This window comes from Streptomyces sp. (assembly GCF_031181555.1).
In the GTDB taxonomy this organism is placed as follows: domain Bacteria; phylum Actinomycetota; class Actinomycetes; order Streptomycetales; family Streptomycetaceae; genus Streptomyces; species Streptomyces fimbriatus.
In genome coordinates this window covers 1-18868 of sequence record NZ_JAPSKQ010000065.1, presented here as the reverse complement: position 1 = coordinate 18868, position 18868 = coordinate 1, and the positions used below count along the sequence as shown (strand labels likewise).

The window sequence follows — 18868 nt, the reverse complement described above, 5'->3', positions numbered from 1 at the left end:
ACGGCTCAGCTCACCTTGATCTGGTCGTACACGGGGACGCTGAAGGGGTTGAGCCTCACGTCGGACAGCCGCTCGGACCAGCCCGCGCTGCCGTTCTGGTACCACAGCGGGATGGCGGCCATGCGGTCGCGGACGACCTCCTCGGCCTGCTGGAACAGGCCGACGGCCCTGGTGACGTCGGTCTCCTGGTTGGCCCGGTCGACGAGGTCGTCGAACTCCTTGTCGGACCACTTGCCGTCGTTGGAGGAGGCGTTGGTGTAGTAGAGCGGCTGGAGGAAGTTCTGGATGAGCGGGTAGTCCATCTGCCAGCCGGCGCGGAACGGGCCGGTCATCCTCTGCCGGGTGATCTGGTTGCGGAAGTCGGCGAAGGTGCCGACCGGGTTGCCGGTGCAGGCGCGCTCGTCGTCCAGCGCGTTGTTGATGGAGTTGCAGACGGCGTCGACCCACTCGCGGTGGGAGCCGGTGTCCGCGTTGTAGGTGAGGGTGACGCGGCCTCCGGGCAGGCCGCCGCCCTCCGCGATGAGCCTCTTGGCCTCCTCGGGCCGGTACGCGCAGGCCTCGCCGCACAGGTCCGCCTTGAAGCCCCCGTCCTCGCCGAGGACCGGGGAGGTCCAGTCGGTCGCCGGGGTGCGGGTCTTCCGGAAGATGGTGTCGGTGATCTGCTTCCGGTCGATCGCCATGGACAGGCCCCTGCGGACCTTCTCCATGCCGGGTCTGTTCCAGTTCTCGTCGTAGTAGGGGAAGGCGAGGGTCTGGATGATGCCGGCGGGGGTGCTGAGGTAGCGGTCGCCCAGGTCGTTCCCGACGTTCTTCAGCTGGGCGGCGGGCACGTCGTCGACCAGGTCCAGGTTGCCGGCCATGAGGTCGGTGTAGGCGGTGTTGTTGTCGGTGTAGACCTTGAGGTCGACGCCGCCGTTCCGCGCCTTGTCCGGACCGGGGTAGTCCGCCCACGTGCGCAGCGACATCTGCGAGCCGCGCGCGTACGAGTCGACCAGGTACGGGCCGTTGCCGACCGGCTTCCTCACCCAGGCGTCGTGGTCGTCGAAGAAGGCCCGGGGCAGCGGGGCGAAGGCGTTGTAGCCGAGGGTGTCGGGGAAGCCGGAGAACTTCTGGGAGAGCCTGACGGTGAAGGTCCGCTCGTCGACGACCTTCAGCCCGGAGAGGGTGTCGGCGCGCTGCTCGCCGCCGTCCTCGGGGTGGACCTCGTCGTAGCCCTCGATGTAGCCGAAGAAGTAGGCGTTGCGCTGGTTGTTCTTCAGGTTGGCGCCGTAGTTCCAGGCGTCGACGAAGGACCGGGCGGTGACCTTTTCGCCGTTGCTGAAGGTCCAGCCGTCCTTGACGGTGACGGTGTAGTTCTGCGAGTCGGAGGTCTCGATCCGCTCGGCGAGCATGTCCTTCGCCTCGCCGGTCTCCGGGTCGTAGCGCTTCAGGCCCCGGAAGATCATGTCGAGGACCTTGCCGCCCTGCACCTCGTTGGTGTTGGCCGGCTCCAGCGGGTTCTGCGGGTCGCCCCAGGAGGCGCTCAGCACGGCGCCGGTGCCGCCGCTGCCGCTCCCGCCTCCGCAGGCCGTCGCGGCGAGGGCGACCGCCACCGCGCAGACGGCCCATCGGGCATGCGTGGCTCCGCGCATGGGGTGCCTCCTCGTACGTGCGCCGTGGCGCGCTGATCTTTACGCCACTATCGACACAAAGGGGGCGTCACGCACATGCACGACGTCTGTACGGGGGGCGACTCCAGCCGTCTGTTCGTATGAGCCGCCGGGGTTCCCCGAGTTTCCCGGAGTTCCCCGAAGCCCTCGAACGCGCAGCGGCTGCCGTCCGCCCCTCCCGGGGGCCGACGGCAGCCGCGGGTGCCGCTTCTCGGGTCACTCCTTCTCGGCGGAGCCCTCCAGGGCCTTCAGCGCCGGGTCGAGGACGACGTCCTCGCCGCGGGCCTGGGTGGTCGGGTCCTCCGGGAAGTGGCAGGCCGTCAGGTGGCCCTCGCGGTTGCCGGAGATCTGGACGAGCGGCGGCTCCTCGGTGGCGCACTTGTCCTGCGCCTTCCAGCAGCGGGTGCGGAAGCGGCAGCCGGACGGCGGGGAGATCGGCGAGGGCACGTCCCCGTAGAGGCGGATGCGCTCCCGGTTCTCGGTCTCGTCGTCCATGGCCACCTCGGGCACGGCCGACAGCAGGGCGTGGGTGTAGGGGTGCCGGGGCCGGTTGTAGATGGAGTCCCGGTCGCCGACCTCGACCACCTTGCCGAGGTACATCACGGCCACGCGCTGCGAGAAGTGCCGGACGACGGCCAGGTCGTGGGCGATGAACAGGAAGGCGATGCCCAGCTCTTCCTGGACCTTCTGCAGCAGGTTGACGACCTGCGCCTGGATCGACACGTCGAGCGCGGAGACCGGCTCGTCCGCCACGATCAGCTTCGGGTTGAGCGCGAGGGCCCGGGCGACGCCGATGCGCTGGCGCTGGCCGCCGGAGAACTCGTGCGGGAAGCGGTTGTAGTGCTCGGGGTTGAGGCCGACGAGCTCGAGCAGCTCGCGGACCCTCTTCTCCCGGCCGCCCGCGGGATTGATCCCGTTGACCTCCATCGGCGACTTGATGATGGTGCCGACGGTCTGCCGCGGGTTCAGCGAGGAGTACGGGTCCTGGAAGATCATCTGGATCTCGGACCGGATCGGCGCCAGCTGCCTGCGCGAGGCGTGCGTGATGTCCTGTCCCGCGTACTCGATCTTTCCGCCGGTCGGTTCCAGGAGCCGGGTGATGAGCCGGCCCGTGGTCGACTTGCCGCAGCCCGACTCACCCACCAGGCCGACGCTCTCGCCGGCGCCGACGGTCAGGTCGACGTTGTCGACGGCCTGCACGGCGCCGACCTTCCGCTTGATCGGAAAGCCGCCGTAGATCGGGAAGTGCTTGGTCAGGCCCTCCACCTTCAGCAGCGTCTCGGCCGGCGCTGCGGTGGAGCCCTGCTGTGCGGGGAGGGTGAGGTTGTCGCTCATGTCTCGGATCTCTCCCTAGCGCAGCCTGGGCTGGATCTTGTCGATGAAAATGGTCTGCTTCTGCTCCGCCGTCAGGTGGCAGGCAGCGGCGCGGCCCTCGCCCAGCGGCGGCCGCTCGGTGCTGCAGCGGTCGCCCGGCACCTCGCCCGTGAAGGCGCAGCGGGGGTGGAACGGGCAGCCGGAGGGCGGGTTCAGCAGGCTGGGCGGGGATCCGGGGATCGGGTTGAGCGCCTGCGCGGTGTCACCGCCGAGGCGCGGCATCGAGCTGAGCAGGCCCCAGGTGTAGGGGTGCTTGGGCTCACGCAGCACCTCGCGGACGCCGCCGCGCTCCACGGCCCGGCCCGAGTACATCACCAGCAGGTCGTCGGCCATGTCGGAGATGACGCCGAGGTCGTGGGTGATGAAGATGATCGCCGAGCCGAACTCCTGCTGGAGGTCCTTGAGCAGGTCGAGGATCTGCGCCTGGACCGTCACGTCCAGGGCCGTGGTCGGCTCGTCCGCGATCAGCAGGTCGGGGTCGCAGACCAGCGCCATGGCGATCATGGCGCGCTGGCGCATACCGCCGGAGAACTGGTGCGGGTAGTCGTCCACGCGGGTCTTGGGCTGCGGGATGCCGACCTTGGTCAGCATCTCGATCGCCCGCTCCCGGGCCTCCTTCTTGGAGGCGCCGGTGTGCTTCATGAACGGCTCGGCGATCTGCCGGCCCACCGTGTAGTACGGCGAGAGCGCCGTCAGCGGGTCCTGGAAGATCATCGCGACCTTGTTGCCGCGGAGCTTCTCCATCTCCTTCTCGCTCGCGGTGACCAGTTCCTGCCCGTCGAGGACGATCTCGCCCTCGACGGTGGTGGTCTTGGGGTTGTGCAGGCCGAGGACGGTCAGGTTGGTGACGGACTTGCCGGAGCCCGACTCGCCCACGATGCCGAGGGTCTTGCCGCGCTCGACGTCGAAGGACAGCCCGTCGACCGCCTTGACGATGCCGTCCTCGGTGGAGAACCGCACCCGCAGGTCGCGGACCGAGAGGAAGGAGTCCGGCCCGGTCGGGGCCTTCTCGCCTTCGGTCTTGGTCAGTGTGGTCACGGTGTTTCTCCTAGCTGAGCCGCACGCGCGGGTCGATGTATGCGTACGCGAGGTCGACGATGATGTTCAGGATCAGGATGAAGAAGGCCCCGAACAGCATGATGCCCATCGTCAGCGGCAGGTCCTTCGTCACCGAGGAGTCGACCGCGAGACGGCCGAGGCCGGGGAGGTCGAAGGTGAACTCCGTGACCACCGCGCCCGCCAGCAGCGCACTGAGGTCGATGCCGAGGATGGTGACGATCGGGATGAGGGAGCCGCGCCAGGCGTAGCGGAAGAAGACGTACCGCTGCGACATGCCCTTGGCGCGCGCGGTGCGGACGTGCTCCTCCTGCAGCTGCTCGATCATGGTCGAGCGGGACATACGCGTGTACTGCGCGGTGAAGATGGTGGCCATGACCACCCAGGGGATGAGCAGACCGAGGGCCCAGGTGGCCGGGTTCTCGGTGAACGGGTGGTACTTCGGGTTGTCCATCAGGCCGCTGCTGTAGACCACGATGCCGAGGACGATCGGGCCGAGCAGGTAGATCTGGAACGAGCTGAGGACGATCGAGGCACCGGAGACGAGCTTGTCGATCACCGTGCCGCGCTTCCAGGCGGCGAGCAGACCCGAGCCGAGGCCCAGCGTCAGGAAGATCACCAGGCCGCCGACGGTCAGCGACAGCGTCAGCGGGAAGCGGTCGATGATGGAGTCCCAGACGAACTCACCGCTGTCGAAGGAGACACCCAGACACGGCGCGGAGCAGTGCCCCTGCGGGAAGTCGCGGCCGGCCACGATGCCCGACATGAACTCCCAGAACTGTGTGGTGATGGGCTTGTCCAGGCCCAGGTTCTCGCGGATCACCGCGAGGTTCTCGGGGGAGCAGTTCTTGCCGCAGGACAGCGCAGCGAAGTCCTGAGGGATCGTATAGAACAGGAAGAACGTGAAGGCGCCGATCAGGAACATGATGACGACGGCGCCGATCAGCCTGCGGATGAGGAACTGAAGCATGGCGGGTGGATGCTCTCTTCGAAACGCGGCGGCAGGGAGGGGGTACCGTCCGCGGGGGTGTGCTCCGCCTGGCGCACACCCCCGCGGTCAGCCGAGCTGACGGGTTACGGCTTCTTCAGGTACAGGTCGTTGATGTCGATGTAGCTCGACTCCGTGCTGTACTTGGCGCCACCGATGTTCGATCCGTAGAGCTGGATCTGCTTCGAGTAGTAGACCGGAGCAGCCGGGTTGATCTCCTCCACGATGCGGTGGTGGGCCTGCTCCCAGGTCTTGGCGGCCTCCTCCGGCTCCTGGGTGAGGGCCTTCTGGATCAGCTCGTTGACCTGCTTGTCATTGATGTGCGAGTAGTTCGACGCACCGTCCTGGATCTGCGTACCGTCGTAGACCGGGGTGATGACCGTGGAGGCGGACGGCCAGTCCTGGCCCCAGCCGGTCATGTAGAGGTCGTACGGGTTCTTCACCTTGCCGACCTGCTCGTAGAAGCTGGCCCGGTCGATCTCCTTCGCCTGGACGTCGAAGCCGATCTTGTTGAGCGCGTCCTTGATGATGACCATCTGGGCCTGGCCGCGCGGGGTGTTGGAGTAGGCGTAGGTGAGCTTCGTGCCCTCCTTGACACCCGCCTCCTTCAGCAGCTGCTTGGCCTTCTCCGGGTCGCCGTTGGGCTTCTTCAGCTTGCCGAACGGGTCGTACTTCGGGTCGAAGTTCGACAGGGTGGGGGCGATCAGACCGCCGGCGACCTCACCGCCGTAGCGGCCGCCGTCCGCCTGGACCATGGACTGGTTCGGGATCGCGTAGGTGATCGCGTCGCGGACCTTCTTGTCCTTCATCCGGTCGAGGTTGAAGGTCAGCTGCCACACGTAGGGCTGGTAGCCCTGGATGGTGCGCTTCTTGGTCTCGGCGTTGCCGATGACCGTGGACATCTGGGCCGGGTCGACCGAGTCCGTGAACTGGATGGCGTTCTTGGCCTCGCCCTGGTCGGCGATCAGACGCTTGGTCTGGCTGGGCTGGTCGATGGTGCTGGTGAAGTTGTAGCCGTCGACGTACTGGTGGCGCACCGAGTCCGTCTTCGGGTCCCACTGGTCGTTCTTGACCAGCTTCATCGACTTGCCCGGCTTGTACTCGGCGATCTTGTAGGGACCGAGCGCCGCCGGAGCGTCGTCGTACTTCTCCTTCGTGTCCTGCTTCTCGGGCACGATGGCGTAGCCGGCCATGGCCAGCGCCTGCGGGAGGTCCGGCTGCGGCTTGTCGAAGTGGAAGACGACCGTCTTGTCGTCCGGGGTCTCCAGCACGGAGTCCGGCAGGTGCTTGCCCTTGTAGGGGCCGTCCGGCAGGTCCTTGCGGTAGTCCGGGCCCGACAGCCAGGTCTGGACGTAGGTCGGACCGTCGAAGATGACCTTCGAGTACATGCGCTCGATGGTGTGGCGGACGTCGGCCGAGGTGATCTCGTTGCCGTCCTCGTCCTTGATGCCGTCCTTGAGCTTGTACGTCCAGGTCTTGCCGCCGTCGGAGGACTGACCGGAGTCGGTGGCGATGTCACCGACGACCGTCAGGTTGCCCTTGTCGTCCTCCTGGAAGTTCGTCAGACCGCGGTGGACCAGGTTGGCGAACTGGCCGGCGTCGCTGACGTAGATCTGGCCCGGGTCCATGTGGGTCAGGTCCGACTGCATGTAGACGTTGATGAAACCGCCGGACTTGGCCCCGGGGACCTCCTCGGCCGGACCGGTGGAGGCGGCGGCGTCACCGTAGGCGACCGGATCCTGCTGCTCGGCGGCGTCCTTCTGGGACTTCGCGTCACCCTTGCCCTTGCTGCCGCCGCCGTTGTCGCCGGAGCAGCCGGTGAGTGCCAGCGAACCGGCCACGATGGCGACGGCTATGGCGCGCGTGGTGCGCGTTCTGATGGGCTTCATGATGCCGATGCACCTACCTGTCGATAGTTGTCCACGAGTGCTGCCTGACGGTCCGGTCACCCGGCACGGGGGCGGCAGCTCCCCCACCACCAATGGACGGTTAGCGTCCGGTCTTGGGGTCGAATGCGTCCCGGACGGAGTCTCCGAGAAGGTTGAAGGCGAGAACGAAGATCACCAGCGCCGCGCCCGGGAAGAGCAGGAACATCGGGTCCTGCTCGTACACGTCGGTACCGATGGCGAACATGCGCCCCCAGTCCGGTGTCGGCTCGACGAAGCCGACGCCGATGTACGAGAGGAAGGCGATGGTGAGGATCGTGCTCGGGAGGATGTAGGTGGCCTGCACCAGGATCGGGGTGACGATGTTCGGCAGGATCTCCTTGCGCACGATGCGCCAGGGAGAGGCACCGGACACCTTGGCCGCCTCCACGAACTCCCGGTCCGCCAGCGACAGCACGGAGCTGCGCACCAGGCGGGCGAGGCCCATCCAGCCCAGGAACCACATCACCAGGATGATCGCCACAGCCCGCAGGTAGGTGGGGGTCTCGTCCTGCGGGGAGACGAACATCGCGGTCACGACGGGCATGAAGGCGATGAAGAACAGCTGCTGCGGGAAGGCCAGGAAGAAGTCGGTGACCCGGCCCACCCAGTAGTCGACCCGGCCGCCGAAGAAGCCGCTGATCATACCGATGAGCACGCCGGTGACCACGCAGAGCACCGTGACGACCACCGCCATGTAGAGCGAGGTCCGCATGCCGTACAGCAGCATGGTGAACACGTCGCGGCCCAGCTTCGGCTCCACTCCGAACCAGAACTCGCCCGACATGCCGCCGAAGGAACCGGTCGGCATGGCGAAGTCGTCCAGGAGGAACGGGTACTCCGGCTCCTGGGCGTACAGCGTGTAGGGGTTCTTGCCGTACACCTTCGCGATGACCGGGGCGAGCGCGGCGACCGCGAAGAAGAAAATCACCACGCACGCGGAGACGACTCCGGTACGGTCGCGCTTGAAGCGCTGCCACATCAACTGGCCGGGGGAACGACCCTCGGGCTGCTTCTCGCCCTTGGCGACCTCGGCGGTCGCCGCGAGCTCAGGGTCCAAGACAGCCGCGGACCCGGAGTCCTCGGCCTTAGTTGGACTGGTCATCGTGTTCGTCCCCCGGGGGGTTGGAGAGTTGAGCGCAGCACAGATACCGGCAGGTTCTGTGGTTTGGGGGAACTTTCGCCAAGAGCATCAACGCGCGTCAAGGGCGGAAGGCATAGGGATCTCCCTACCGTTCATATTTTGAGCGAAAATTGCAAAGATTGACACCTGCGCGCGCTTGACACTCTTGGACACAAATCGGCAAAACGGGCATACGCGAATATTTTTTTGTTTACATGTCCGAAACCCGTGCGTGTGATCACCGCTATCCGAACAGCGTTTCGGGCTCCTCGCGCGCTCCTCAGGAACCTCACCCGCAGCACGGGCCCCGGTGCGCCGCCGGGCGGGCCGGAGGGCCCCTGAGCTCGGGAAGGCGGTCCCGCCGACGGCCCCGTACCATGGGGTGAGGCCGTGGCGTGTTCAGCCCGGCAGGGCCCGCGCACCGCAGACGTCTGCGCAGGGCATCCCTCACCACCTCCGGGAGTACGCCTTACATGGCACCGTCTGTTACGCGTCACGACATCCGCAACGTCGCCATCGTCGCCCACGTCGACCACGGCAAGACCACCATCGTCGACGGCATGCTCAAGCAGGCCGGCGCCTTCGCCGCCCACCAGCTCGACCAGGTCGACGACCGCATGATGGACTCGAACGACCTGGAGCGTGAGAAGGGCATCACGATCCTCGCCAAGAACACGGCGGTGAAGTACCACCCCAAGGACGGCGGGGACCCGATCACCATCAACATCATCGACACCCCCGGCCACGCCGACTTCGGCGGCGAGGTCGAGCGCGGCCTGTCGATGGTCGACGGCGTCGTGCTGCTGGTGGACGCCTCCGAGGGCCCGCTGCCGCAGACCCGCTTCGTGCTGCGCAAGGCGCTCCAGCAGCGGCTGCCGATCATCCTGTGCATCAACAAGACGGACCGGCCGGACTCCCGGATCGACGAGGTCGTCAACGAGACCTACGACCTCTTCCTCGACCTGGACGCCGACGAGGAGCAGATCGAGTTCCCGATCGTCTACGCCTGCGGCCGGGACGGCATCGCCTCCCTGACCAAGCCGGAGGACGGCACGGTCCCGGGCGACTCCGACTCGCTGGAGCCGTTCTTCTCCACGATCCTGGAGCACATCCCGGCCCCCACCTACGACGAGGGCGCCCCGCTCCAGGCCCACGTCACCAACCTCGACGCCGACAACTTCCTCGGCCGCATCGCGCTGCTGCGCGTCCACCAGGGCGAGCTGAAGAAGGGGCAGACCGTCGCGTGGATGAAGCGCGACGGGTCCGTCTCCAACGTGCGCATCTCCGAGCTCATGATGACCGAGGCGCTCACCCGCAAGCCCGCCGAGAAGGCGGGCCCCGGTGACATCTGCGCCGTCGCCGGCATCCCGGACATCATGATCGGCGAGACCCTGGCCGACCCGGAGAACCCGGTCCCGCTGCCGCTGATCACGGTGGACGAGCCGGCGATCTCCATGACCATCGGCACCAACACCTCCCCGCTGGTCGGCCGCGGCGGCACCGGCAAGGGCGCCGACAACAAGGCGGCCGTGAAGGACCGCAAGGTCACCGCCCGCCAGGTCAAGGACCGCCTGGACCGCGAGCTGATCGGCAACGTCTCGCTCCGCGTCCTGGAGACCGACCGCCCCGACGCCTGGGAGGTGCAGGGCCGCGGCGAGCTGGCGCTGGCCATCCTGGTGGAGACCATGCGCCGCGAGGGCTACGAGCTCACCGTCGGCAAGCCCCAGGTGGTCACCAAGGAGGTCGACGGCAAGGTCTACGAGCCGGTCGAGCGCATGACCATCGACGTCCCCGAGGAGCACATGGGCGCGGTCACGCAGCTCATGGGCGTCCGCAAGGGCCGGATGGACAACATGTCCAACCACGGCTCGGGCTGGGTGCGCATGGAGTTCGTGGTGCCCTCCCGCGGTCTGATCGGCTTCCGCACCGAGTTCCTGACCCAGACCCGCGGCACGGGCATCGCCCACTCCATCCACGAGGGTCACGAGCCCTGGTTCGGGACGCTCACGACCCGGAACAACGGCTCCCTGGTCGCCGACCGCGCCGGTGCCGTCACCGCGTTCGCGATGACCAACCTCCAGGAGCGCGGCGTGCTGTTCGTCGAGCCCGGCACCGAGGTGTACGAGGGCATGATCGTCGGCGAGAACTCCCGCTCCGACGACATGGACGTCAACATCACCAAGGAGAAGAAGCTCACCAACATGCGGTCGTCCACGGCCGACGTGGCCGAGTCGATCGTGCCGCCGCGCAAGCTGTCGCTGGAGCAGTCCCTGGAGTTCTGCCGCGACGACGAGTGCGTCGAGGTGACCCCGGAGGCCGTCCGCATCCGCAAGGTGAACCTGGACGCCCGCGAGCGCGCCCGCGCCGCGAGCCGCGCCAAGCACGGCTGATCCCGGCCCGCGCCGGCAGCGACGGAGAACGGCACACCCCGGCCGGGGTGTGCCGTTCTCCGTGCGTGTGCGTGCGCGCGGGCTCCACGCCCGGGTCGTCAGTCCCCGGACGACGGCTCGGCGCTCTTCCGCGTCCCTTGGGTCCCGGGCGTCCCCGCCGGCCCCTGCGCGCCCTTCTTCAGGAAGCCCATGTCCTCGTACACCGGCGTGCGGAAGCCGAAGGCTCCGGCGTTGGCCAGGTTCTTGCGGGCCGCGGTGAGCTGGGGGCGCTGGTAGAGGGGGATGGAGCCGGCCGCCGCCCAGATGCGGGAGTCGGCCTTGCGGATCAGGGCGCGGTGCTCGGAGTCGTCGAGCGTGGCGATGGCCTGGTCGAAGAGCTGGTCGACCTGGTCGGTGCCGACGCGGGTGTAGTTCTGCTCGACGTTCAGCGAGCCGTCGGCGGCCGGGACGGGCTTGGCGTAGACGGGGCGGGCGTCGGTGGCGGGGAAGGCGGTCGCGGGCCACGAGTACAGGGCGAGGTCGTACGCGCCGGAGGCGATGTGGTCCTTGAAGTAGCTCTCGTCGTCGACCTGGGAGATGTCCGTGCGGATGCCGATCCGCTCCAGCATCTTCGAGATCCGGCCGGCCACGGTGCGCAGGGTGTCCGAGCCGGGTCCCGAGGGCAGCACGAAGCGGAGGGTGAGCGCCTTGCCGTTCTTGGCGACCGGGGCGGTCCCGGCCCGGGCCGGGGCGGCGGTGCCCCTGGGGGCGTAGGCGCCGGGGGCGCTGCCCTGCTTCAGGTGCCTGGTGCCGTCCTGGGCGAGGTGGCCCTCGGGGCCGGAGTCGCGCGGCGCCTTGTTGTCGTCGTCTCCCCCGCCGTCGCCGTCGGCGTCGTCCTCGCCGACGATGTACGTGCCGTCGTCGCCGCCCTCCGACTCGTTCCCGGTGTCCTCGTCGGACCCCCCGCCCTTCTTCCCCTCCGCGCCGGCCGCCTTCTCCCCCTTCTCCTTCTGCTTCTCTTCCTTCTCCTTCCCCTCCTTGACCGGCCCGCCCGGCACCCACCCGGCGTCCGCCAGCAGTGCCTGTGCCTCCTTGGTGTCCTGGTGGCCGAGGGCGCCGCTGTTGTCGGCGTAGGCGGCCTGGCCGGACAGCGCCAGGTGGCTGCCGACCGGCACGGCGGGCAGACCGAGCGGCTTCAGCACCGCCTCGGCCAGCTCCTTCCGGTCCAGGGCGCGGGCCACGGCACGGCGGACCCGCTCGTCGGCGAGGGGACCGTCGGCGCCGTTGAGGGCGAGCTGGGTGTAGGCCGGCTCCAGTGACCTGCGCACCTCGAAGCCGCTGAGGGCCTGCTGCTGACGCGCGTACTTCGCGGCCTTCTCGCGCCGCTTCTCGCGGGCGGAGACCTCCTCGTCGGCGGCCTCCTCGTCGGAGCCGTGGGCGACCGCCCAGGAGTGCAGCTCGTCCGCGGCGGACCGGTGCGCTCCGGGGCCCATGAGGGGGGTGCCCGTGCTCTGCGGGCCGGCGGCGGCGGTGATGCGGCGGGCGGTGGCCGGGTCGATCTCGGCCAGGTCGACGGTGCCGGCGGTGAGCGCCGAGACCCGCTTGTCGCGGGGCACGGCGCGCAGCACGATCTCCGAGAGCCTGGCGGGATCGCCCCACCAGCGCACGTTGCGGGTGAGGGTGACCTCGTCCTTCGTGCCGTCGACCTTCTTCACCGTGAAGGGCCCGGCGGTGACCTTCAGCTTCTTGCGGGCCCCCTCGTTGAAGGAGTCCGGGGTGCCCGTGACGTCCTTCGGGTACAGCGGCGTGAAGAGCGACCTCCAGTCGGCGTAGGGGCGGCTGAAGGTGACCTTGACCTCCAGGTTCCCCTTGCCGCGCTCGACCTTCTCGATGCGGTCGTAGCCGGCGTTGCGGGCGGTCCAGTAGGCGGTGTCCCTCCCCGACAGGGCGCGCCACTGGGCGGCGAAGTCGGCGGCGCCGATCTCGCGGCCGTCGCTCCAGACGGCCTGCTGGTTGATCTTGTAGAGGACGACCTGCTTGGGCTCGGTCTCGACGACCTCGGCGGACTCCAGGTAGTCGGGGTTGCGCACCGGCCGCCCCCGGCCGTCCATCCGGAACATCGACGGCAGGACGGCCTGTGCGATCCGGGTGGTGGTGGCGTCGGCGTCCGACTGGAAGGTGTTCAGGGTGCCCGGGACGGTGTCCACGGCCCAGCGCAGGGTGCCCCCGTCGGCGACCTCCGCCCGGCCGGCGGGCTCGATGTCCTGTCCGGCGAGGGGCTTGCCCGCCGGGTCCTCGGAGCCGCATCCGGCCAGCGCGGGCACCGCGAGCGCGCCCGCCGTGAGGAAGGCGACCGAGCGCATGACCGCGCGCGGGCCGACGCCGTCGTGGGACATCTCTGGGTACCTCCGGGAAGCCGCGGGCGTTACGATCACTTTTGGTGGTATTTGGAGCTCATCCGATGTATGCGGCCACTGAAGAGGAAAGGGTTCGGCAACCGGGAGCGACACGGCGGCCACGGGCGAGAAGCCCACCCGTGCGGCGCAAAGCACCGACCGGTGCACCCGTACGCCTCGGCCAATCGATGCACATCCCTTCACAGCGCAAGGTGTGACGCGCAACACTCGCAGGCGCATGAACGTTGCCGCCTTGGGCCTGAAGGACCCGTGAAAGTGAGGTCACGTCATGTCCGTGCACGATGAACTGACGACCGTCCAGCGCTGCCTCGACGACCTGATCCGGTCGGTGGGGCGCCTGGAGAAGCAGCTCGGCAGCGGTGGCCTGGAGATGCGCCGTGTCCGCACCGACACCAACCACCTGCGCGAGAGCGTCGCGCTGCTGCGGGAGACGGTCGCCCTGTCGGCCGCCGCGCAGAAGCGGCCCGACCTCGTCACCATCTCCGACACGCCGTACGACCCCTCGCTGTGGGTGGACACGGACGACGAGGGGCTCGGCGCCCGCGACCGTCGCGCCCCCTGACCCCCGACCCCGACCGGAGTGGATCCCGTGGCCACAGGTACGGAACCCCCTGCCACCGAACCCCGTCCCCGAAGCGGCGGCGTCACAGCGGGTACGCGCGCCGCGATCGACGCCCCGCACCTGCGGACCGACCGCTGGTGGCTGGCCCCGGCCGCCACCGCGGCCGGTCTGCTCGCCTTCGTCGTCTACTCGACCTGGCGGGCCTTCGCGAACGCCGACTACTACGCGGCGCCCTACGTCTCGCCGTTCTACTCGCCCTGCCTGGCGGAGAACTGCGTGCCGATGAAGGCCGGGCCGAACTGGGAGATCTTCGGCAGCTGGTGGGGCATCTCACCGGCGATCATCATCCTGATCTTCCCGCTCGGCTTCCGCCTGACCTGCTACTACTACCGCAAGGCCTACTACCGGGGCTTCTGGGCGTCCCCGCCGGCCTGCGCGGTGGCCGAGCCGCACAGGAAGTACACCGGCGAGACCCGCTTCCCGCTGATCCTGCAGAACATCCACCGGTACTTCTTCTACGCGGCCGTCCCGGTCGCCGTCATCCTGACCTACGACACCGTGCTCGCCTTCCGCGACGAGCGCTACGACTGGGGCCACATGGGCCTGGGCACCCTGGTGTTCCTGGTCAACATCGTGCTGATCTGGGCGTACACCCTCTCCTGCCACTCCTGCCGGCACATCGTCGGCGGGAAGCTCAAGCACTTCTCCCGGCATCCGGTGCGCTACCGGATGTGGCAGTGGGTGAGCCGGCTGAACGCCCGGCACATGCAGCTCGCCTGGGCGTCGCTGCTGAGCGTGGCGCTCGCCGACCTCTACGTGTACCTCGTCGCGTCCGGCGCCTTCGACGATCCGCGCTTCTTCTGATGAGTTCCGTGATGAGTTTCGACGACTGGGGCCTTTGAGATGACCATGGTCGACCGGCAGGAATGGGACGTCGTCGTGGTCGGCGCGGGCGGCGCCGGACTGCGCGCCGCCATCGAGGCCCGCGAACGGGGCGCCCGTACGGCCGTGATCTGCAAGTCGCTGTTCGGCAAGGCGCACACGGTGATGGCCGAGGGCGGCATCGCGGCGGCGATGGGCAACGTCAACGCCGGGGACAACTGGCAGGTCCACTTCCGCGACACCATGCGCGGCGGGAAGTTCCTCAACCAGTGGCGGATGGCCGAGCTGCACGCCCAGGAGGCGCCGCAGCGGGTGTGGGAGCTGGAGACCTGGGGCGCGCTGTTCGACCGGACGAAGGACGGCCGGATCTCGCAGCGCAACTTCGGCGGCCACGAGTACCCGCGCCTCGCGCACGTCGGCGACCGCACCGGCCTCGAACTGATCCGCACCCTCCAGCAGAAGATCGTCGCGCTCCAGCAGGAGGACTTCCGGGAGACCGGGGACTACGAGGCGCGGCTGAAGGTCTTCCAGGAGTGCACGGTCACCCGGGTGCTCAAGGACGGCGAGCGGGTGTCCGGGGTCTTCGGCTACGAGCGCGAGTCCGGGCGCTTCTTCGTGCTGGAGGCGCCCGCCGTGGTGATCGCCACCGGCGGCATCGGCAAGTCGTTCAAGGTGACGTCGAACTCGTGGGAGTACACCGGCGACGGTCACGCGCTGGCGCTGCTGGCCGGGGCTCCGCTGCTGAACATGGAGTTCGTGCAGTTCCACCCGACGGGGATGGTCTGGCCGCCGTCGGTGAAGGGGATCCTGGTCACCGAGTCGGTGCGCGGCGACGGCGGGGTGCTGCGCGACTCCGGGGGCAGGCGGTTCATGTTCGACTACGTCCCGGACGTCTTCAAGGACAAGTACGCCGAGTCCGAGGAGGAGGCCGACCGCTGGTACGACGACCCGGACCACAACCGGCGCCCGCCCGAGCTGCTCCCCCGCGACGAGGTGGCCCGCGCGATCAACGCCGAGGTGAAGGCGGGCCGCGGCTCCCCGCACGGCGGTGTCTTCCTGGACGTGTCCACGCGGATGCCGGCCGAGGTGATCAAGCGGCGGCTGCCGTCGATGTACCACCAGTTCAAGGAGCTGGCGGACGTCGACATCACCGCGGAACCGATGGAGGTCGGGCCGACCTGCCACTACGTGATGGGCGGCATCGCCGTCGACTCCGACTCGGCGGCGGCACGCGGGGTGCCCGGGCTCTTCGCGGCCGGTGAGGTGGCCGGCGGGATGCACGGCTCCAACCGGCTCGGTGGCAACTCCCTGTCCGACCTGCTGGTGTTCGGGCGCCGGGCCGGCTGGCACGCGGCCGAGTACGCGAGCGGGCGGGCGGCCGCGCGGCCCCGGGTGGACGACGCCCAGATCGACGCCGCCGCCGCGGAGGCGCTGCGGCCGTTCTCGGCGGAGAGCGGGGAACCGGCCGAGGGGCCGCCGGAGAACCCGTACACCCTGCACCAGGAACTCCAGCAGACGATGAACGACCTGGTCGGCATCATCCGCCGCGAGCCCGAGATGAAGCAGGCGCTGGAGAAGCTGGGCGAGCTGCGGGTGCGGGCGCGCCGGGCCGGGGTCGAGGGGCACCGGCAGTTCAACCCGGGCTGGCACCTCGCCCTCGACCTCAGGAACATGCTGCTGGTCAGCGAGTGCGTGGCGCGGGCCGCGCTGGAGCGCACCGAGTCGCGCGGCGGGCACACCCGCGAGGACCACGCGGCGATGGACCGCGCATGGCGCAACGTCAACCTGCTGTGCGCCCTCACCGACCCCACGGGCGGCCTCGCGGCCACCGATCCGGTGCGCGGCCAGATCACCCTCGCCCGCGAGACCACCGAACCCATCCGCCCCGACCTGCTCGCCCTCTTCGAGAAGGAGGAGCTGGTCAAGTACCTCGCCGAAGAGGAGCTGTACGAGTGAGCAGCTACGAGGCCCGCTTCAAGGTGTGGCGCGGGGACGTCGAAGGCGGCGGCCTGGAGGACTTCGCGGTCGAGGTGAACGACGGCGAGGTGGTCCTCGACATCATCCACCGCCTCCAGGCCACCCAGGCCCCCGACCTCGCCGTGCGCTGGAACTGCAAGGCCGGCAAGTGCGGTTCGTGTTCGGCGGAGGTCAACGGGCGTCCCCGGCTGATGTGCATGACCCGCATGTCGGTGTTCGACCGGGACGAGACGATCACCGTGACCCCGCTGCGGGCCTTCCCGGTGATCCGCGACCTGGTGACGGACGTCGGCTTCAACTACACCAAGGCCCGGCAGGTCCCGGCCTTCGTGCCGCCGGAAGGACTCGGTCCGGGCGAGTACCGGATGATGCAGGAGGACGTGGACCGCTCGCAGGAGTTCCGCAAGTGCATCGAGTGCTTCCTGTGCCAGGACACCTGCCATGTGGTCCGCGACCACGAGGAGAACAAGCCGGCGTTCGCGGGGCCGCGGTTCCTGATGCGGGTGGCGGAGCTGGACATGCACCCGCTGGACGCGGCCGAGGAGGCCGGCCTGGACCGCAGGCGCACGGCCCAGGACGAGCACGGCCTCGGCTACTGCAACATCACCAAGTGCTGCACGGAGGTCTGTCCCGAGGGGATCAAGATCACGGACAACGCGCTGATCCCGCTGAAGGAGCGGACGGTCGACCGGAAGTACGACCCGCTGGTGTGGCTGGGCTCGAAGATCGGCAGGCGCTCCTCGGCGGGCTGAGCGCCGCGCCGGTCACGGCTCGTTCACCCAGCCCTCCCGGTACGCCGCCCAGTCCGCCTCCGTCGCCGCGAAGTCGACGTACAGGGCCACGCCGAAGCGGGGGCGGTCGGCGTCGGTGCGGGACAGGCCGAGGCGGACACCGCGGACGGCGGCGGGGACGGTCTCGGCGTGGGCCCAGTGGCCGAAGCGGTTCTCCTTGAAGAAGGGCAGGCCCATCAGCAGGTCGGTGGAGGGCGGGGTGACCTCCAGGGCGAGGGCGGTCTGCTGGGCGACGTAACCGCCGTAGGTGCCCTCCAGCGGCTGCATGGTGTCGTACGACATCACGGCGATCTGGTCGACGCGGCGGGCGACCTGCCCGAAGAACTCCTGGGACCACCACTTGGGGTGGCCGGTGAGCGTCCCCCAGAAGGAGTGGAAGCCCGGGAGCGGGTCGATCTGGTGGGCGGCGACGGACAGGGGGACGTCGCGGGAGCTCGTCTCCTCGTGCAGGGCGTCGAGGAGCTTCAGGTAGTCGCCGTCGCCGGAGTGCAGGGGCTCGAGATCGAAGTGGACGCCGTCGTAGCCGGTGTCGAGGATCTGCCGGGTCGAGCGGAGGATGGCGGCCCGGGACTCGGCCCGCTCCAGGTGCAGGGCCTCGGGGTGCTCGGGGGCGAGGATGTCACCGAGCCAGGCCTGGACCCGGACGCCGGGCAGCTCCCGGTGCACGGACTCGATCAGCCAGCGGGCGCGCGGGTAGGCCGACTCCGGCAGGGTGCCGTCGTGCTCCAGCGGGCCGGAGTGCACGTAGAGGTCCCGGATGCCGGTGCCTTTCAGACGGCGGGCGAGCGCGTCGATGTCGGCGTCCTTCTTCCGCCCGTCGACCCAGGCGTGGCCGAGCCAGACGGCGTCGCGGCCGCGGGTGTACGTGCCGTCCGCCGGATCGCCCGTGTAGTTGATCCGCAGGGCCGTCTCGGCGGCGAGGAGGGGGACGAGAAGCACGAGGACGAGGGCGAGGGCGGTGCGCCTGAGCCGGCGGGCCCAGGGCCCACGGCGTTTCCCGCCGGGTGGGTCGGAGGCTTCCGGAGATTCCAGGGCTCCCGGCGCCTCAGGGGCTTCGGACGAGTCGGGGGCTCCCGGTGATCCGGGGGCTCCGGATGAGTCGCCGCCGGACCGCTCCTGCGGGGGCGCCCCGCCGTCGGTGTCCTCGGGAGCGCTCGCGTCGGCCGGCTCCGGCAGGCGGTCCCCGTCCCCTCCGGCCGTCGGCTCCTGCGGCTCCCTGCGTTCCATCCCGGGCCCCCTCACCCGCCGACCGCCGTCGGTGGCCTCGTGGTTGATGTTGCCGGTGAGGACGAGGGGAACGGGTGTTCCGGTTGCGGTCACCCGGCGGCGGCCGCCTCCCGTACGTGCAGACGGCCCTCCCGGGGAGAGGCCGGCGGGGCGGCGGGAAGCAGGCCGACGAGTGCGAAGCCGCACTTCCCGGCGACGCGGCAGGAGGCCGTGTCGCCGGCCTGGTGCAGCAGCTCCGGGCGGGCCGGGCCCTCGTGGGCGAAGGCGGTGAAGGCCCCGTGGGTCAGGGCCCGCAACGCCCGCGGGGCCACCGCCCGGCCCCGCGCGTGGGCGGCGGTCCAGTAACCGACCTCGGCCGAACCGGACTCCGGGGCAGGACGCTTGAGAGCGACGTGGCCCGCCGGCCGGATGCCGGCGCCGGGGGCCCGCGCCTCCTCCACGGCGAAGGCGAGGCGGTCGCCGGTCTCCCGGCCGCGCTGCTGCTCGGCCACCCACCTCGCCGCGCCCGTCTCGTCGCACACGGGGCCG

Annotated in this window: 14 protein-coding genes; 5 read left to right on the top strand and 9 right to left on the bottom strand. The window is 69.5% G+C overall.

What is annotated here, in order from left to right; genetic code table 11:
* Window positions 1-5 precede the first annotated feature (5 nt).
* The 6 genes from RIM90_RS15690 to RIM90_RS15665 form a co-directional block, all read right to left on the bottom strand.
* A complete protein-coding gene (locus tag RIM90_RS15690) occupies window positions 6-1631 on the bottom strand; it encodes an ABC transporter substrate-binding protein (RefSeq protein WP_309061320.1) in 1626 nt (541 codons plus the stop codon).
* A gap of 234 nt (window positions 1632-1865) precedes the next feature.
* On the bottom strand, window positions 1866-2984 hold the full coding sequence (locus RIM90_RS15685; RefSeq protein WP_309061319.1) for a dipeptide ABC transporter ATP-binding protein: 1119 nt from the start codon (window positions 2982-2984) through the stop codon (window positions 1866-1868).
* Window positions 2985-2999: 15 nt separating this feature from the next.
* Window positions 3000-4061, bottom strand: a complete 1062-nt coding sequence (locus RIM90_RS15680; RefSeq protein ID WP_309061318.1) for an ABC transporter ATP-binding protein — start codon at window positions 4059-4061, stop codon at window positions 3000-3002.
* A 10-nt stretch (window positions 4062-4071) separates the two neighbouring features.
* Window positions 4072-5049 (bottom strand): ABC transporter permease, encoded by a 978-nt coding sequence (locus RIM90_RS15675; protein ID WP_309061317.1) that lies wholly within the window; start codon window positions 5047-5049, stop codon window positions 4072-4074.
* 104 nt (window positions 5050-5153) lie between these two features.
* Complete coding sequence (locus RIM90_RS15670; RefSeq protein WP_309061316.1) at window positions 5154-6956, bottom strand: ABC transporter substrate-binding protein; 1803 nt, start codon at window positions 6954-6956, stop codon at window positions 5154-5156.
* A gap of 100 nt (window positions 6957-7056) precedes the next feature.
* Window positions 7057-8097: an ABC transporter permease gene (locus RIM90_RS15665; protein ID WP_309061315.1), complete on the bottom strand. Its 1041-nt coding sequence runs from the start codon at window positions 8095-8097 to the stop codon at window positions 7057-7059.
* A gap of 491 nt (window positions 8098-8588) precedes the next feature.
* Here RIM90_RS15665 and typA point away from each other — a divergent pair, with 491 nt between their 5' ends.
* Window positions 8589-10505: a translational GTPase TypA gene (gene typA / locus RIM90_RS15660; RefSeq protein WP_309061314.1), complete on the top strand. Its 1917-nt coding sequence runs from the start codon at window positions 8589-8591 to the stop codon at window positions 10503-10505.
* Window positions 10506-10603: 98 nt separating this feature from the next.
* Here typA and RIM90_RS15655 read toward each other — a convergent pair whose 3' ends face one another.
* Entirely contained in the window at window positions 10604-12880 is a 2277-nt protein-coding gene (locus RIM90_RS15655) for an ABC transporter family substrate-binding protein (RefSeq protein WP_309061313.1), read from the bottom strand.
* A 289-nt stretch (window positions 12881-13169) separates the two neighbouring features.
* On the opposite strand from RIM90_RS15655, the gene RIM90_RS15650 reads away from it, so the two are divergent.
* From RIM90_RS15650 to RIM90_RS15635, 4 genes are read left to right on the top strand one after another with little or no spacing between them, the layout of a single operon-like run.
* Window positions 13170-13463 carry a hypothetical protein gene (locus RIM90_RS15650; protein WP_309061312.1) on the top strand — a complete coding sequence of 98 codons (294 nt, stop codon included), beginning with the start codon at window positions 13170-13172 and terminating at the stop codon, window positions 13461-13463.
* A gap of 27 nt (window positions 13464-13490) precedes the next feature.
* Entirely contained in the window at window positions 13491-14327 is an 837-nt protein-coding gene (locus tag RIM90_RS15645) for a hypothetical protein (RefSeq protein WP_309061311.1), read from the top strand.
* A gap of 39 nt (window positions 14328-14366) precedes the next feature.
* A complete protein-coding gene (locus RIM90_RS15640) occupies window positions 14367-16301 on the top strand; it encodes a fumarate reductase/succinate dehydrogenase flavoprotein subunit (protein WP_309061310.1) in 1935 nt (644 codons plus the stop codon).
* Window positions 16298-17074: a succinate dehydrogenase/fumarate reductase iron-sulfur subunit gene (locus RIM90_RS15635; protein ID WP_309061309.1), complete on the top strand. Its 777-nt coding sequence runs from the start codon at window positions 16298-16300 to the stop codon at window positions 17072-17074. The genes RIM90_RS15640 and RIM90_RS15635 overlap by 4 nt, the downstream gene beginning before the upstream one ends.
* 12 nt (window positions 17075-17086) lie before the next feature.
* Here the strand turns inward: RIM90_RS15635 and RIM90_RS15630 are convergent, their stop codons facing one another.
* Together RIM90_RS15630 and RIM90_RS15625 are read right to left on the bottom strand one after the other, a co-directional pair.
* Window positions 17087-18340, bottom strand: coding sequence for a hypothetical protein (locus RIM90_RS15630; protein WP_309061334.1), 1254 nt, complete (start codon window positions 18338-18340; stop codon window positions 17087-17089).
* An 89-nt stretch (window positions 18341-18429) separates the two neighbouring features.
* Window positions 18430-18868: GNAT family protein (locus RIM90_RS15625; RefSeq protein WP_309061308.1), on the bottom strand; the 439-nt coding region annotated here is incomplete at its 5' end.